The sequence below is a fragment of the Acidimicrobiales bacterium genome (assembly GCA_025455885.1).
In the GTDB taxonomy this organism is placed as follows: Bacteria; Actinomycetota; Acidimicrobiia; order Acidimicrobiales; family Acidimicrobilacustridaceae; genus Rhabdothermincola_A.
This window is the reverse complement of record JALOLR010000001.1, coordinates 100742-116462: the sequence shown is the minus strand read 5'-3', so window position 1 is coordinate 116462 and position 15721 is coordinate 100742. Positions and strand designations below refer to the sequence as shown.

The 15721-nt window shown below is 72.7% G+C and carries 14 protein-coding genes; 6 read left to right on the top strand and 8 right to left on the bottom strand.

The window, feature by feature from the left end; all coding sequences use genetic code 11:
- The first annotated feature begins 57 nt into the window (after window positions 1-57).
- Window positions 58-1047, top strand: coding sequence for a GDP-L-fucose synthase (locus MUE36_00535; protein ID MCU0309417.1), 990 nt, complete (start codon window positions 58-60; stop codon window positions 1045-1047).
- Between the two features lie 6 nt (window positions 1048-1053).
- Here the strand turns inward: MUE36_00535 and MUE36_00530 are convergent, their stop codons facing one another.
- From MUE36_00530 to MUE36_00520, 3 genes are read right to left on the bottom strand one after another with little or no spacing between them, the layout of a single operon-like run.
- Complete coding sequence (locus MUE36_00530) at window positions 1054-1992, bottom strand: SDR family oxidoreductase (GenBank protein MCU0309416.1); 939 nt, start codon at window positions 1990-1992, stop codon at window positions 1054-1056.
- A 4-nt stretch (window positions 1993-1996) separates the two neighbouring features.
- Window positions 1997-3277, bottom strand: coding sequence for a UDP-glucose/GDP-mannose dehydrogenase family protein (locus MUE36_00525; protein ID MCU0309415.1), 1281 nt, complete (start codon window positions 3275-3277; stop codon window positions 1997-1999).
- 15 nt (window positions 3278-3292) lie between these two features.
- A complete protein-coding gene (locus tag MUE36_00520) occupies window positions 3293-4402 on the bottom strand; it encodes an LCP family protein (GenBank protein ID MCU0309414.1) in 1110 nt (369 codons plus the stop codon).
- 89 nt (window positions 4403-4491) lie between these two features.
- Between MUE36_00520 and MUE36_00515 the strand changes: the two genes are divergently transcribed.
- Entirely contained in the window at window positions 4492-5547 is a 1056-nt protein-coding gene (locus MUE36_00515; protein MCU0309413.1) for an anthranilate synthase component I family protein, read from the top strand.
- Window positions 5544-6380 carry an aminotransferase class IV gene (locus tag MUE36_00510; GenBank protein ID MCU0309412.1) on the top strand — a complete coding sequence of 279 codons (837 nt, stop codon included), beginning with the start codon at window positions 5544-5546 and terminating at the stop codon, window positions 6378-6380. Before MUE36_00515 ends, MUE36_00510 begins: the two co-directional genes overlap by 4 nt.
- A 24-nt stretch (window positions 6381-6404) precedes the next feature.
- Here the strand turns inward: MUE36_00510 and MUE36_00505 are convergent, their stop codons facing one another.
- Window positions 6405-7217, bottom strand: a complete 813-nt coding sequence (locus MUE36_00505) for a biotin--[acetyl-CoA-carboxylase] ligase (GenBank protein MCU0309411.1) — start codon at window positions 7215-7217, stop codon at window positions 6405-6407.
- 17 nt (window positions 7218-7234) lie between these two features.
- Between MUE36_00505 and MUE36_00500 the strand changes: the two genes are divergently transcribed.
- Window positions 7235-9010, top strand: a complete 1776-nt coding sequence (locus MUE36_00500) for an acetyl-CoA carboxylase biotin carboxylase subunit (GenBank protein ID MCU0309410.1) — start codon at window positions 7235-7237, stop codon at window positions 9008-9010.
- A 45-nt stretch (window positions 9011-9055) separates the two neighbouring features.
- Here the strand turns inward: MUE36_00500 and MUE36_00495 are convergent, their stop codons facing one another.
- Genes MUE36_00495 through MUE36_00480 form a run of 4 tightly spaced genes read right to left on the bottom strand, consistent with a single transcriptional unit; the run spans window position 9056 to window position 12525 of the window.
- Entirely contained in the window at window positions 9056-9589 is a 534-nt protein-coding gene (locus MUE36_00495) for an RDD family protein (GenBank protein MCU0309409.1), read from the bottom strand.
- 13 nt (window positions 9590-9602) lie between these two features.
- Window positions 9603-10961, bottom strand: a complete 1359-nt coding sequence (locus tag MUE36_00490) for an FAD-dependent oxidoreductase (GenBank protein MCU0309408.1) — start codon at window positions 10959-10961, stop codon at window positions 9603-9605.
- 47 nt (window positions 10962-11008) lie between these two features.
- Window positions 11009-11791 (bottom strand): iron export ABC transporter permease subunit FetB, encoded by a 783-nt coding sequence (fetB, locus tag MUE36_00485; GenBank protein ID MCU0309407.1) that lies wholly within the window; start codon window positions 11789-11791, stop codon window positions 11009-11011.
- Window positions 11788-12525 carry a phosphate ABC transporter ATP-binding protein gene (locus tag MUE36_00480; protein MCU0309406.1) on the bottom strand — a complete coding sequence of 246 codons (738 nt, stop codon included), beginning with the start codon at window positions 12523-12525 and terminating at the stop codon, window positions 11788-11790. Before MUE36_00480 ends, fetB begins: the two co-directional genes overlap by 4 nt.
- A gap of 25 nt (window positions 12526-12550) precedes the next feature.
- On the opposite strand from MUE36_00480, the gene scpA reads away from it, so the two are divergent.
- Window positions 12551-14704, top strand: coding sequence for a methylmalonyl-CoA mutase (gene scpA, locus MUE36_00475; protein ID MCU0309405.1), 2154 nt, complete (start codon window positions 12551-12553; stop codon window positions 14702-14704).
- Between the two features lie 19 nt (window positions 14705-14723).
- Window positions 14724-15713, top strand: coding sequence for a methylmalonyl Co-A mutase-associated GTPase MeaB (gene meaB / locus MUE36_00470; GenBank protein ID MCU0309404.1), 990 nt, complete (start codon window positions 14724-14726; stop codon window positions 15711-15713).
- The last annotated feature ends 8 nt before the right edge of the window (window positions 15714-15721 follow it).

Sequence of the window (15721 nt, the reverse complement as noted above, 5' to 3'; positions counted from 1 at the left end):
CGCACGCGCCCCGGCGTGGCCCGAGCCGGGTGACCGCCCCTGGATAGGGTGAGGAGGATGACAGGTGAGCGCACCTTCGAACCGGACCCGGCGTTCTGGAGGGCTACGACCGTCCTCGTGACGGGCGGGAACGGCTTCCTCGGCCGCGCCGTGCTCGACCGCCTGTCGGTCCGTCGTCCCGGGGCGGTCCTGGCCCCGACCAGCGACGACTACGACCTGCGCGAACCCGAGGCGGTGCGGTCGATGTTCGCCGACGTCCGCCCCGACCTCGTGATCCACCTCGCCGCGAGGGTCGGCGGGATCGGCGCCAACATGGCCCGACCGGCCGACCTGTACCTCGACAACCTCCTGATGGGCACCTACGTGCTCGAGGAGGCGCGACGGCGGGGGACGGACAAGACGGTGATGGTCGGGACGATCTGCTCCTATCCCAAGTTCACACCCGTGCCCTTCGAGGAGGCGTCGCTCTGGCAGGGCTACCCGGAGGAGACCAACGCCCCCTACGGGATCGCCAAGCTGGCCCAGCTCGTGCAGCTCCAGGCCAACCGGGCCCAGTACGGGCAGCGGGCCATCTACCTCATGCCGACCAACCTCTACGGCCCGCGGGACAAGTTCCACCCGGCGGTCAGCCACGTGATCCCCGCCCTCATCAAGAAGGCGGTGGACGCCAAGGAGTCCGACGCGCCGTTCATGGAGGTGTGGGGCACCGGGTCGGCGAGCCGGGAGTTCCTCTTCGTCGACGACGCCGCCGAGGGCATCCTGCGGGCCGCCGAGCTGTACGACGACGCCGAACCGGTGAACCTCGGTGCCGACCGGGAGCTGCCGATCAAGGAGCTGGTGGACATCGTCGTGGCGCTGGTCGGCTACGAGGGCGAGGTGCGTTGGGACACGTCCAAGCCCGACGGGCAACCCCGTCGCGGGGTCGACGGCAGCCGGGCCCGGGACCGGTTCGGGTTCGTCGCCGAGACGTCGTTCACCCGGGGACTGCAGCTGACCCTCGACTGGTACCTCGCCCACCGGGCGGAGGCCGAGTCCCGAGCCGTCTGAGGGCGCTCAGCGGGCCAGGCGGCCCTCGAAGTACGCAGCGGTGGACGCCAGGCCGTCGGCCAGCGCCACGGTCGGCTCCCACCCGAGGAGCGTGCGGGCGAGGGTGAGGTCGGGGCGCCGCTGCTTCGGGTCGTCGACCGGCAGGGGCCGGTACTCGATCGGTGAGGACGAACCGGTCACGGCCAGGACCAGCTCGGCCAGCTCGGCCATGGTGAACTCGCCGTCGTTGCCGATGTTGATCGGTCCGGTGTGCTCGCCGTCGAGGAGTGCGAGCAGGCCGCGGACCTCGTCGTCGACGTAGCAGAAGCTCCGGGTCTGGTGGCCGTCGCCGTAGACGGTGAGGGGCTCACCGGTGAGGGCCTGGACGACGAAGTTCGACACCACCCGTCCGTCGGCGGCGCGCATCCGCGGCCCGTAGGTGTTGAAGATCCGCACGATGCGCACCTCGAGGCCGTGGGTGCGGTGGTAGGCGAGGGTGAGCGCCTCGGCGAACCGCTTGGCCTCGTCGTACACGCCTCGGGGGCCGATCGGGTTGACGTTGCCCCAGTAGGTCTCCGGCTGGGGGTGCACCACCGGGTCGCCGTAGACCTCGCTCGTCGAGGCGAGCAGGAAGCGGGCTCCCTTGGCGAGGGCCAACCCGAGGGCGTTGTGGGTGCCGAGGCTGCCGACCTTCAGGGTCTGGATCGGGAGCTCGAGGTAGTCGACCGGCGACGCCGGGCTGGCCAGGTGGAGCACCGCGTCGACCGGGCCGGGCACCTCGATGTGAATGGTCACGTCGTGGCGCACGAACGTGAACCCGGGATCGTCGAGGCGGTGCTCGACGTTGCGCATCGACCCCGTCACGAGGTTGTCGACGGCGACGACCTCGTCGCCCCGATCCCGCAGGGCGTCGCAGAGGTGCGAGCCGAGGAAGCCCGCTCCCCCGGTGACGACCACCCGGGCCACGCCGCTACCGCCCGATGCCCTGGTGCGTGAAACCGCGTCGCAGCAGAGCGGTGCGATCGAGGAGGTTGCGAGCGTCGACCACGCGTCGCTCGGCCACCTGGTCGGCGACCTTGTCGAGGTCGACCCACTTGAACTCGTCCCACTCGGTCAGCACGGCGAGCACCGAGGCGCCCTCGGCGGCCGCGTAGACGTCGTCGCAGACGACGACCCCCGGTGCCTCGGGCAGCTCGTCGCGGACGGTCGGGTCGTAGGCCCGCACGACGGCGCCCGCCGCGACGAGGCGGTGGACGATGGCGACGGCCGGCGAGTCCCGGCGGTCGTCGGTGTTGGCCTTGAACGTGAGCCCCCACACCCCCACCCGGAGCCCGTCGAGCGAGCCGCCGCCGGCGAGGCGGATCTTCTCGATCACCCGGTCGAACTGGGCGTCGTTGATGTCCAGGACGGCATCGAGCAACTCGAAGTCGTAGCCCGCCTCGCGGGCGAGGAACCGCAGTGCCCGGGTGTCCTTCGGGAAGCACGACCCCCCGAACCCAGGACCGGGCCGGAGGAACTTGTTGCCGATCCGGGTGTCGTAGCCCATCCCGAGCATCACGTCGTCGGCGTCGGCGCCGACCGCCTCACAGAGCGCCGCCACGGCGTTGACGAACGAGAGCTTCATGGCCAGGAAGGCATTGGAGGCGTACTTGATCGTCTCGGCCGAGGCCGGATCGGTGACCATCAGCGGCGCGGGGACCCCGAGGTACAGCGACGCCACACGGATGGCCGCCCCCTGGTCGTCGCTGCCGATGACGACCCGGTCGGGGTTGAGGAAGTCGTGCACGGCCGACCCCTCGCGGAGGAACTCCGGGTTCGACACGACGAAGAGGTCGGTGCGGCCCAGGGCCTCCTCGACCCGCCGGGTGGATCCGACCGGCACCGTCGACTTGTTCACCACGACCGCCTCGGACGGCAGGTGGGCGGCGATCTGGGTGGCGGCCGCCTCGAGATAGCTCAGGTCCGCCGAGCCGTCGGCGCTCTGCGGGGTGGGGACGCAGAGGTAGGCGAACCCGGCGGCGGCCACCGCGGCGGCGGCGTCGGTGGTGAACGTGAGGCGCCCGGCGGCCAGGCCCTCACGCACGATCTCCTCGAGGCCCGGTTCGAAGATCGGCAGCCGGCCCTCGCTCAGCTCGGCGACCCGGTCGGCGTCGATGTCCACACAGACGACCCGGTGCCCGAGGCTCGCGAAGCAGGCCCCGGTGGTGAGGCCCACGTAGCCCGAGCCGATGACGGCGATGGTCTGGTCCATGGCGTGGCCCCCTGGTCAGCCGCAGGACGTGCCGGGCGGCGCCTCGGGCACGTAGGAGAAGGTGGTGGTCGTGGTGGTCTCGGGCTCGGGAGCCGGGGGCGGTGCGACCTCGCCGGGCGGCACCGTCTCGCCCGGCGCGGCAGGAGGGGTCACCCCTCGGAAGACGTCGAAGATGGGCTCGGCGGCCGCATCGTCCATCAGCACCACGCTCATGGGCCCGACCAGCGTGGCTTCGCCGGGCACGGTGTAGGTGACGAGCTGCGCGGGGTCGAAGTCGCGGAACTGTGTGCCGAGGTCGACCACGTCCTGGAGGGTGTACTCGCTGTCCAGGGTCACGTTCTGCTGGGCGACGCCGACGAGGTCGCGGAGCACGAAGGGGTTGCGCACGCCCTTCGCGACCGCCTTCTCGAGGGCCGCCTGGATGAAGAGCTGCTGGCGCTTGATGCGCCCGAAGTCCCCGGTGGGGTCCTGACGCCACCGGCCGTCGACCTTGATCTCGAAGTGCCGCGACCGGGCGAAGGCCAGCGCCTGCTCGGAGTTCAGGGTGACGCAGCCCGGGTCGTACTGGAACAGCCCCGTGTTCTCGTCGCGGGCCTCCCACGGGAAGTACACGGGCACCCCGCCGACCGCGTCGACCAGGGAGCGGAACCCCGCGAAGTCGACGGTGGCGTAGTGGTTGATGGGGATGTCGAAGTTGGTCCGGATCGTCTCGATGAGGCGCTCGGGGCCGCCGAGGGAGAGCGCGGCGTTGATCCGGTTCCGTCCGCCCCCGGCCAGGGGGACGTAGAGGTCGCGGGGGATCGAGAGGATCGAGGCCTGCTTGGTGGTCGGGTCGACCCGCAGGATCATGATCGTGTCGGTGTTCAACGACTCGTCGCGGCCGCGCAGCACGGGATCGCCGGCGTCGAGTCCGGCACCGTCATCGATGCCGACGAGCAGGACGTTCTGGGGTTCACCGCCGCTCACCGGCTCGGACAACGCACGACCGAGGTCGATGCGGGGCAGCTCGCTGGCCTGGCTGTAGCTCCACGACAACGCCGCGGCCGCCGTGAGGCAGACGACCACGAGGAGGGAGTTGAACGTGAGCAACAGCCGTTGCGACCACGTGCGATGGGGGCGACGCACCGGGCGATGATACTCAGCGAGGCCTGCGGAACCCCGCCACCCCGGGCTCCCCGACAGCCGGAGCGGCCGGGCTGCCTACGCTGGGAGCGGTGAGCGCTCACGTCCCCGCGACGACCGTCGGCGTCGGCCCCGGCGCCGTCGCGGTCGTCGACGGCGTCGTGGCCACCGGCCTCGTCGACGTCACCGACGACCCGGCGGCGCTCGACGGCGCCGGGTGGTGGGCGGTGGTGGTCCCGTTCGAGGGACCGGCGGTGCTCGCCCGCTTCGCCGATCGGCGGCCGCTGCGCCCGAGCGATCTGCGGCCGGACCGGTGGCGGGGCCCGGATCCCGCGTCGTGGCGCTCGTCCATCGAGGAGGCGGACTTCACCGCCGCCGTGAACGCGATCCGGGGAGCGATCGGGCGGGGCGACGTGTACCAGGTGAACCTGACCCGTCGGCTGCGGGCCCCCCTTCCGCCGGGCGCGTCGATGTTCGACCTGGGAAGCGCCCTCGCCGCGCGCCACCCGGCGCGCCACGGGGCCGTGGTCGAGCTCCCCTCCCACGGCATCCGGTTGGCCTCGGCCTCGCCCGAGCTCTTCCTCGACCGCGTCGGCGACCGGGTCCGCTCGTCGCCGATCAAGGGCACGGCCGCCTCCGCCGACGCCTTCCTCGCCAAGGACGTCGCCGAGAACGTCATGATCGTCGACCTCGTGCGCAACGACCTGGGGCGGGTGTGCCGACCGGGCACGGTGCACGTCCCCGAGCTGTTGGGCACCGAGGCGCACCCCGGACTCGTCCACATGGTGAGCACGGTGGAGGGCCGACTCCGACCCGACGTCGGGTGGCCGGAGCTGCTGGCGGCCACGTTCCCGCCCGGCTCGGTGACCGGCGCACCGAAGCTCGCGGCCCTCGATCACATCGCCCGCCTGGAGCCCTGCCCCCGGGGCGTGTACTGCGGGGCGGTCGGCTGGGTCGACGCCGATCGCCGCCGGGGACGGCTGAACGTGGCGATCCGCACGTTCTTCGTCGACGGCGACGACCTCTGCTTCGGCACCGGCGGCGGCATCACCTGGGACTCCACCGCACGAGGCGAGTGGGCCGAGACCGAGCTCAAGGCCCGCCGCCTGCTGGAGGTCGCCTCCTCCCCGATCGGGGCGCCGGCGTGACGACGGTGTGGATGAACGGCCGCCTCTCGGACCGGCACGCCGCCGCCGTCGACCCGTTCGACCACGGGCTCACCGTCGGCGACGGGATCTTCGAGACGGTGAGGGTGGCGGCCGGCCGGCCGGTCCTGCTCGACCGCCACCTCGACCGGATGTGGGGAGCCGCCGACCGCATCGGTCTCGAGCTCGCGGCCGAACGCCTCGAGCTCGTCCGGGCCGTGGCCGCCGTGATCGCCGCCGAGGACGTGACCTCGGGTCGCGTGCGCATCACGGCGACGAGCGGGTCGGGACCGGCGGGGACCAGCCGGGCGGTCGGCGCCGGCACGGTGATCGTCGTGGCCGCCCCCGAGGCCCCCCGGGAGGGCCCCGCCCGGGTGGTCGTGGCGCCGTGGGTGCGCAACGAGCGGTCCGCCCTGGCCGGCGTGAAGTCCACCAGCTACGGCGAGAACGTGCTCGTGCTGCGCCACGCCCGCGATCGGGGCGCCGACGAGGCGCTGCTCGCCGACACCACCGGCCGTCTGTCCGAGGCGGCCGCCGCCAACGTCGTCGTCGCCGTCGACGGTGCGTTCGTGACCCCCTCCCTCGCCGCCGGCTGTCTCCCCGGCATCGTGCGCCAGGTCCTCCTCGACCGAGGGGTGGTGGCCGAGGCCGACCTCCCCCTGGCCGTCGTCCACGACGCCGACGAGATCGCGCTCACCTCGAGCATCGCCGGTGTCGTGGCCGTCTCCCACGTCGGGGAACGCAGCCTCGGCGGCGTCGACGGGCCGCTCACCCGGCTGGCCCGGCGCGTCCTGGCCGACGCCGAGGCGTCGGAGGGCACGGCCGGGACCGACTAGGGACGACGCGCCGCCGACGCCGGCTCAGGCCCGGTGGCGGAGGTGCACGACGTCGCCGACGCTCACCCGGAGCACGTCGTCACCGTCGTCGCGGTCGACGACGAGGCGACCGTCGGGATCGACGTCGACGGCCCGTCCCTCGACGTGCGATCCGTCGGGGAGCTCGACCCGGACCGATCGACCGAGGGTGGCCGACGCGGACCGGACGGCGGCGTCGAGACGGGCGCGCCCCTCCGCCGTGGTGAGCTCGTCGAGGCGGCCGTCGAGGCGTTCCAGCCAGGCCACGAGCAGGTCCTCGCGGTCCACGTCGTGACCCACGACGTGGTTGACGGAGGTGGCGACGTCGACGAGCTCGGCGGGGAGGTCGACGGGCCAGTTGACGTTGAGGCCCATGCCCACCACGAGCGCCTCCACCTCGGCGCCGTCGAGGCGGGACTCGGCGAGGATGCCGCCCAGCTTCTTGCCGGCGTGGCGGTCCCCGGCCACCGCCACGAGGTCGTTCGGCCACTTGAGCCCGGGGCGGATCCCGGCCACGGCGTGGCAGGCGTCGATGGCCGCCAGCGCGGTGGCCGACGTGACGAGGTGGGCGTCGGCGACCGCCAGACGGGGCCGGAGCAGCACAGAGACCAGCAGCGACGAGCCCGGCGGCGCCTCCCACGTCCGGTCGAGGCGGCCCCTCCCCGCCCGCTGGTGCTCGGCGACCAGGACGAGACCCTCCTCGGCGCCCTCGGCGGCGGCGTCGAGCAGGTCGGCGTTGGTCGAACCCGTCTCGTCGACCCACCGGACGTCGCGGAACCGGGTGGCGGTCAGTCTCGATGTGGCGGAGGCACCCTTCACATCTGCCACCATATGGCGTGCTCAACAAGGTCCTCATCGCCAACCGCGGCGAGATCGCCGTACGCGTCATCCGTGCCTGCCAGGAAATGGGCATCGCCACGGTGGCCGTGTACTCCGACCTCGACCGTGACGCCCTGCACGTCCGCCTCGCCGACGAGGCCTACGCACTCGGGGGGCAGACCGCCGCCGAGAGCTACCTCAACACCGGGGCCATCCTCGACGTGATCGAGCGCAGCGGCGCCGACGCCGTGCACCCGGGCTACGGGTTCTTCTCGGAGAACACCGACTTCGCCCGGGCGATCACCGAGCGGGGCGTGGCCTTCGTGGGACCGCCCCCGGGCGCCATCGAGGTGATGGGCGACAAGGTGTCGAGCCGCATCGCCGCGCAGGCCGCCGGGGTGGCCGGGGTGCCCGGGACGACCGAGTTCCTGAAGGACCACACCGAGATCGTCGCCTTCGGCGAGGAGCACGGGTGGCCGGTGGCGATCAAGGCCGCCTACGGCGGTGGCGGCCGGGGCATGCGCGTCGTGCACGCCGCGGGCGACGCCGAGGAGGCGCTCGCCTCGGCCCAGAGCGAGGCCCTGAAGGGGTTCGGCCGCGACGAGTGCTACGTCGAGCGCTACCTCACCTGGCCGCGCCACATCGAGATGCAGGTCATCGCCGACACGCACGGCAACTGCGTGTGGGTCGCCGAGCGGGACTGCTCGGCCCAGCGCCGTCACCAGAAGCTCGTCGAGGAGAGCCCGGCACCGGCCTTCCCCGCCGACGTCCGCCAGGCCATGGGTGACGCGGCGGTGAAGGTCGCCAAGGCGTGCGGCTACGTCAACGCCGGCACGGTCGAGTTCCTCTACCAGGACGGCGAGTTCTACTTCCTCGAGATGAACACCCGGCTCCAGGTCGAGCACCCGGTCACCGAGATGGTCTCGGGCATCGACCTCGTGGCCGAGCAGCTCCGGGTCGCCGCCGGTGAGCCCCTGTCGTTCGGACAGGACGACATCGTGCTGTCGGGCCACGCCATCGAGATCCGGATCAACGCCGAGAACGTCGCGGGCGGCAAGTTCCTCCCCTCCCCCGGCCCGATCACCACCCTCGTGCCACCGGCGGGCTTCGGGACCCGCTGGGACGGGGGCTACGAGTCCGGTGACGAGGTGAGCCAGTACTACGACAACCTCGTCGGCAAGCTCATCTGCTGGGGCGAGGACCGCCCGACGGCGATCGCCAGGACGCTGCGGGCGCTGCGCGAGTTCCGCATCGAGGGGATCGCCACGACCATCCCCGCCGACATCGCCATCCTCGAGCACCCCGACTTCGCGGCCGCCGAGCACTCCACCAAGTGGGTGGAGGACGTCCTCGACCTGAGCGCCGTCGACTCGGCACCGGTGGCCGGCGACGGCGACCCCGCCGAGGCGAAGGTGCAGCGCGACGTCGACGTCGAGGTCGACGGGCGTCGGTTCGCGGTGAAGATGTTCATCCCCGAGAGCCAGGCCGGCGCCGTCGTCGCCGCCGGTGCGCCCGGCGCCGCCGGACCGGCCCGGACGCGCCGCGGCGGGTCGGGGGGCGGAGCCGTCGCCGGGGGCGGATCGGGGGCCGTCGCCGTGCCCATGCAGGGCACCATCGTGAAGGTGCTCGTCGAGGTGGGCCAGGAGGTGGAGGCGGGCGCGACCGTCTGCGTGCTCGAGGCCATGAAGATGGAGAACAACATCACCGCCGACAAGGCCGGGACGGTCACCGAGATCAAGGTCGCGGCGGGCGACTCGGTCGGCTCCGGCGACGTCGTCGTCGTCATCGAATAGGCGGCCCCGCCGCCCCCGCAGGTCCTGCGCCCGACCCCGCGACGCTCAACGGGTGGCGATCACCACGGTGCCGGCGGCCTGGTCGGGCACGCCGCGGTGGAGCGAACCTCCCGCACCGGTGGCGTAAAGACCGAGCACGAACGCCGAGGCGAAGGGCAGCGGCAGGGCCAGCGGCGCCCACGGCACCAACGCCCGCAGGATGGCCTGGGACGGCTGGGGCCGCCGACCGTCGGTGTAGCGCGCCACCCGGAGGCCGAACACCCACTTGCCGACGGTGCGACCCCAGATCGCCAGCAACGCGAACTCGTAGGCCACCGCCACACCCAGCACCAGCCACGGCAGCCACGTCGGCGCGTCGATCTCCACCTGGTCGCCACGGGCGGTGACCGAGAGCGCGGCCACGATCAGCGCCGGCGTGACGACGATGGCGAGGTCGACCCCCCGGGCCCCGAACCGCGGGCCGGGGGCGGCGAGGCTGTTCGGCCCCGTCTTCGGGAAGTCCTTGGCCTCGGGCAGCTTGCGGGGGCGCTGGGTCGAGGCGGCGGGCTCGGGTGGCCGGTCCTGGGCGTCGGGGCTCATCGGCGGGGTCGTCTCACTCGGCGGCGTCGGACAGCGCCTCGGCGAGCGTGGGGTGCACGAGGAGGCTCTCGTAGATGTCGTGCACCCGCAGCCCGGCGGTGACGGCGAGGGCGATCACCGAGATGAGCTCGGCGGCGCGGCGCCCCACGATCGAACCCCCGAGGATGACGCCGGTGGCCGGGTCCGAGATGATCTTCACGAAGCCCCGCGAGTCGTTCTCGATGAGGGCCTTGGCGTTCGCCGAGAACGGCACCTTGGTGACCCGGATCTTGCGACCCTCGGCGAAGGCGTCGGCCTCGGCGAGACCGACGTCGGCGATCTCGGGGACCGTGAAGATCGCCGAGGCGGCCTTGTCGTAGTCGAGGTGGCGGTGCACGCCGCCGTGGACGCCCATGGCGTGCTCGGCGATCTTGCGGCCCTGCATCGACGCCACCGAGGACAGCGGCAGCCTGCCGGACAGGTCACCGGCGGCGTAGATGCCGGGCACCGACGACAGGCAGTTGTGGTCCACGACCACGTAGCCGTCACGGTGCTCGACACCGGCGGCCTCGAGACCGAGGCCCTCGGAGTTGGGGACGGACCCGATGGCGAGCAGGGCGTGGCTGCCCCGGGCCTGGCGACCGTCGTCGCAGACCACGTTGACATCGTCGTCGCCCACCTCGATCGAGGTCGCCCGGGCGCCCTTGTACAGACGGACGCCCCGCTCGAGGAAGTCGTCCTCGAGCGCCGCTGCGACCTCCGGGTCCTTCTGTGGGAGCACCTGCTGCCGGCTCACGATGAGGGTGATCCGACACCCGAACGACGCGAACATGTGGACGAACTCGACACCGGTGACCCCGGAGCCGATGACGACGAGGTGCTCGGGGAGCTCGGGGGGCGGGTAGGCGTCGCGGGTGGTGAGGACCCGGTTCCCGTCGATCGTGGCCCAGTCGGGGACCCGGGGTCGGCTCCCGGTGGACAGGACGACGACGTCGGCCTCGATCTCGACCGGGCCCTCGGCCGTGTCGGCCACGACCTCACGGGGTCCCACGAGCCGGCCCGTCCCGCGGAGGAGGCGGACACCCTGGCTCTCGAGCAGGCTCACCGTGGAGTACTCGAGACGCCCCTCGATCGACTGGATGCGTTCGGCGAGCGCCTCGAAGTCGAGCAGGGCGCCGACGTCCTGGAGCCCCATCCCCTTCGCCTTGCCCATGCGGGCCAGCGTCCCCCCGGTGGCGATCATCGCCTTGGAGGGGATGCAGTCCCAGAGGTGCGCCGCGCCTCCGATGACGTCGCGCTCGATCATGGTGACCTCGGCGCCCAGCCGGGCGGCGTGGGTGGCGGCGGTGTTGCCCGCCGGACCGCCACCGATGATCACGAAGCGCCTGGCCATGGCGAGAGGCTAGCGGTGCGCTCCCCCGGGCCGGTCGGCCCCGCGCCTCAGGTCACCGGACGGACGAGGGGGCGCAGTCGGTGGTCGGGGGTGAACAGCCGGCGGGTGAGGCCGAGACCGATGACGGCGACGCTGGTCGCCACCGACCCGAGGATCAGGTACATGATGGCCAGCTGCACCAGCACGGCGTCCTGGGCGTCCACACCGGCCAGGATGAGGCCGGTCATGGCGCCGGGCAGGAAGACGAGGCCGACGGACTTGGTCGACTCGATCTGGGGGATGAGGGCGGTCCGCAGCGCCGACCGGACGTAGGGCCGCGACGCCACGGGCCAGGGCTGACCCAGCGCCAGCCGGGCCTCGACCTCGTCACGCCGGTCGGACAGCTCCGCCACGACGCGCCGGGCCACGAGCACCGACGCGGTCATCGAGTTGCCGATCATCATCCCCGCCATGGGGATGATCGTGCGCCCCTCGACCGGGAAGATCCCCAGGCCGAAGATCACCGCGAGGCTCACCGTCACCACCGCGGCCATGGCCAGGACCGCCAACCCCAGGATCCCGGGCACCTCGGGGGCCCGGCGGCGCACGGTGACCCCGGCGAAGGCGACCATCGCCACCACCCACAGCCACGACCACGCGATCGACGCGTCGGGATCGAGGACGAGCACCAGCGCCGCCCCCACGGCGAGGAGCTGGACGGCCGCTCGGGTGGCGGCCCAGAGGATCGTCCGGCCGAGGCGGAGTCGCTGCCAGGCCGAGATCCCGACCGCGACGGCGACCAGCACCAGCGAGGCGGCCAGCCCGGTCAGGCCGATGGCGGTCGTGCTCACGGGCCGCGCTCCGTGTCGAAGGGGTCGTGGGGATCGGGCGGGACCTCCGGAGCGAGCGAACCGTCGAGGTCGGCGAGGAACCGGCGGCGGCCCGCGTCGTCGGCCACCCGCCCGTCCGAGAGCACGACGATCCGGTCGCCGAGGCGTTCGGCCTGACGCAGGTCGTGGGTCACCCACACGACGGTGAGCCCGTCGTCGACGAGCCGGCGGGCGAGCTCCTCGACCCCCCGCCGAGCCGCGGGATCGAGCGAGGAGGTCACCTCGTCCATCAGCACCACCTCGGGGCCGGTGAGCAGCGTCCGGGCGAGGCACATCCGCTGGGCCTCCCCGCCCGAGAGATCGTCGGCGGAACGGTCGAGCAGGTCGGGCTCCAGCCCGACCCGGGCGAGCGCGTCGCCGAGGGCCCCGTCCGAAGCCCCCGCTGCGGCGACGAGCAGGTTGTCACGCACCGTGCCGGCGAACGGCGTCGGCCGCTGGAAGACCATGCCCACCCGGCGACGCAGCGCCAACGGGTCGATGGTCGCGAGATCGACCCCGTCGAAGCGCACCTGCCCGGCCGACGGGACCTCGAGGCGGTTGGCGAGACGGAGGAGGGTGGACTTCCCCGAGCCCGACGCCCCGGCCAGGACCGTGAGGCTCCCCCGGGGGACGGCGAGGTCGACGCCGTGCAACAGCTCGGCCCCGTCGGACGCGGTGACGACCACACCGGCGTACGACAGCACTGGCCCGCCCACGGACTCCGACCTTAGGCTCCGGCCCGTGAGCACCCATGCCGAGAACCCCGAGCCGACCCTCGACGACTGGGCGGCGGCCGCCAGCAAGGACCTGAAGGGGGCCGACCCGGCGACCCTCGTCACGTCGACCCCCGAGGGGATCGACGTGAAGCCCCTCTACACGGCGCTCGACACCGAGGCGCTCGACACCGACACGCTCCCCGGCTTCGCCCCCTTCACCAGGGGCGTGCGGGCCACGATGTACACGGGTCGACCGTGGACGGTGCGCCAGTACGCCGGGTTCTCCACCGCGGAGGAATCCAACGCCTTCTACCGCCGCAACCTCGCCGCCGGGCAGAAAGGCCTCTCGGTGGCCTTCGACCTCGCCACCCACCGGGGCTACGACTCCGACCACCCCCGGGTCGTGGGCGACGTCGGCAAGGCCGGTGTGGCCATCGACTCGGTGGAGGACATGAAGGTCCTCTTCGACGAGATCCCCCTCGACCAGATGAGCGTGTCGATGACGATGAACGGCGCGGTCATCCCGGTGCTCGCCATGTTCGTGGTCGCCGGCGAGGAGCAGGGCGTCGACCGGTCGGTGCTCGCCGGGACCATCCAGAACGACATCCTCAAGGAGTTCATGGTCCGCAACACCTACATCTACCCGCCCGGGCCGAGCATGCGGATCGTCGCCGACATCATCGAGTACACGGCGACGGAGATGCCCAGGTTCAACTCGATCTCGATCTCCGGCTACCACATGCAGGAGGCCGGGGCGACGGCGGTGCAGGAGCTGGCCTTCACGATCGCCGACGGCAAGGAGTACGTGCGCGCGGCGCTCGCCAAGGGCCTCGACGTCGACGCCTTCGCCGGCCGCCTGTCGTTCTTCTTCGCCATCGGCATGGACTTCTTCATGGAGGTCGCCAAGCTGCGCGCCGCCCGGGTGCTGTGGCACCGGGTCATGTCCGAGTTCGAGCCGAAGAAGCCCCAGTCCCTCATGCTGCGCACCCACTGCCAGACCTCCGGGGTGTCGCTCACCGAACAGGACCCGTACAACAACGTGGTGCGCACCACCATCGAGGCCCTCGCCGCGGTGCTCGGCGGCACCCAGAGCCTGCACACCAACGCCTTCGACGAGGCGCTCGGCCTGCCCACCGACTTCTCGGCGCGGATCGCCCGCAACACCCAGCTGATCCTCGCCGACGAGACCGGCGTCACCCGCACCGTCGACCCCCTCGGCGGCAGCTACTACGTCGAGGCCCTCACCGAGGACCTCGTCGACGCCGCCTGGGCGCTCATCGAGGAGGTCGAGGAGCTCGGCGGGATGACCAAGGCCGTCGAGTCGGGCATGCCGAAGCTGCGCATCGAGGAATCGGCCGCCCGCCGCCAGGCCCGGGTCGACCGGGGCGAGGACGTGGTGGTCGGCGTCAACCGCTACGTCCCCGAGCACGTCGAGACGGTCGACGTCCTCGACATCGACAACACCGCGGTGCGCGAGGGCCAGATCGCCAAGCTGCGCCGGATCCGGGCCGAGCGCGACGACGCCGCCTGCCAGGCGGCGCTGGCCGCGCTCACCGAGGGGGCCCGTGGCGACGGCAACACCCTCGCCCTCGCCGTGGAGGCGGCCCGGGCGCGAGCGACGCTCGGCGAGATCTCCGATGCGATGGAGGCGGTGTTCGGCCGCCACAAGGCCGAGGTCCGTACCATTGCCGGGGTGTACGGCCACGCCTACGAGGGCGACGACGACTTCGCCGAGCTGCAACAGGAGATCGAGGCCTTCGCGGCCGCCGAGGGCCGCCGTCCCCGCATGCTGGTGGCCAAGATGGGCCAGGACGGCCACGACCGGGGCGCCAAGGTGATCGCCACCGCCTTCGCCGACCTCGGCTTCGACGTCGACATGGGCCCGCTCTTCCAGACCCCGGCCGAGGCCGCCCGCGACGCGGTCGAGCAGGACGTCCACGTGGTGGGCGTCTCCAGCCAGGCCGCCGGCCACAAGACCCTGGTGCCCCAGCTGATCGAGGAGCTGCGCAAGGCGGGCGCGACCGAGACGCTCGTGGTGTGCGGCGGCGTGATCCCGCCTCAGGACTACGACATGCTCACCGAGGCGGGGGTGGCGGCGATCTTCGGACCGGGGACGAACATCCCCACCGCGGCTCGCACGGTGCTGGCCCTCCTCGGCGAACGTCGCACCGCGGCCTGAACCGGACGACGCAACCACCGTGAGCGGGCCGCCGGCCGACCCCGAGGCCCTCCTGTCCGGCATCCGGGCCGGCGACCGTCGGGCCCTGGCCCGGTCGATCACCCTCGCCGAGTCGACCCGTCCGGACCACCGCCGCGTCGCCGACGCCGTCCTCGAAGCGCTGCTGCCCGAGACGGGGGCGGCCGTGCGTCTGGGGATCTCCGGGCCGCCGGGGGTCGGGAAGTCCACGTTCATCGAGGCGTTCGGGACCCACCTCATCGCGCAGGGTCGCCGGGTCGCGGTGCTCGCCGTGGACCCGTCGAGCCGACGCACCGGTGGCTCGATCCTGGGCGACAAGACCCGGATGGAGGAGCTCTCCCGTCGCCCGGAGGCGTTCATCCGACCGTCGCCGGGCCGGGGTCAGCTCGGCGGGGTCGCCCGTCGGACCCGTGAGGCGATGCTGCTCTGCGAGGCGTTCGGCTTCGACGTCGTGATCGTCGAGACCATCGGCGTCGGCCAGTCCGAGGTGGCGGTGGCCGACATGGTCGACCTCTTCGTCCTCCTCGTGGCCCCGGGGGGCGGCGACGAGCTGCAGGGCATCAAGCGGGGGATCATGGAGCTCGCCGACCTGGTGGTGGTCAACAAGGCCGACGGCGACCTCGCTCCTGCCGCCGGGCGCACCCGGTCGGACTACGCCGCCGCCGTCCACCTCCTGCGCCCGAAGTGGGCGTCGTGGTCCACCGAGGTGCTCGCCTGCTCGGGTCTCGACGGCTCGGGGGTCCCCGAGGTGTGGTCCGCCGTCGAACGCTTCGTCGACGCCGTCGGCGCGTCCGGCGAGCTCGAACGGGTCCGGGCCGGGCAGGCGACCGCATGGCTCTGGAGCGAGATCGGCGACACGCTGATGGACCGCTTCCGTGAGGACCCGGCGGTGACCGAGGCCCTCCCCGCCGTCGAGGAGGCCGTGGCCTCCGGGGCGCTCACCCCGACCGTCGCCGCACGGCGCCTGCTGGAGGCCTTCGGGCACCGTTGACGCGCCCG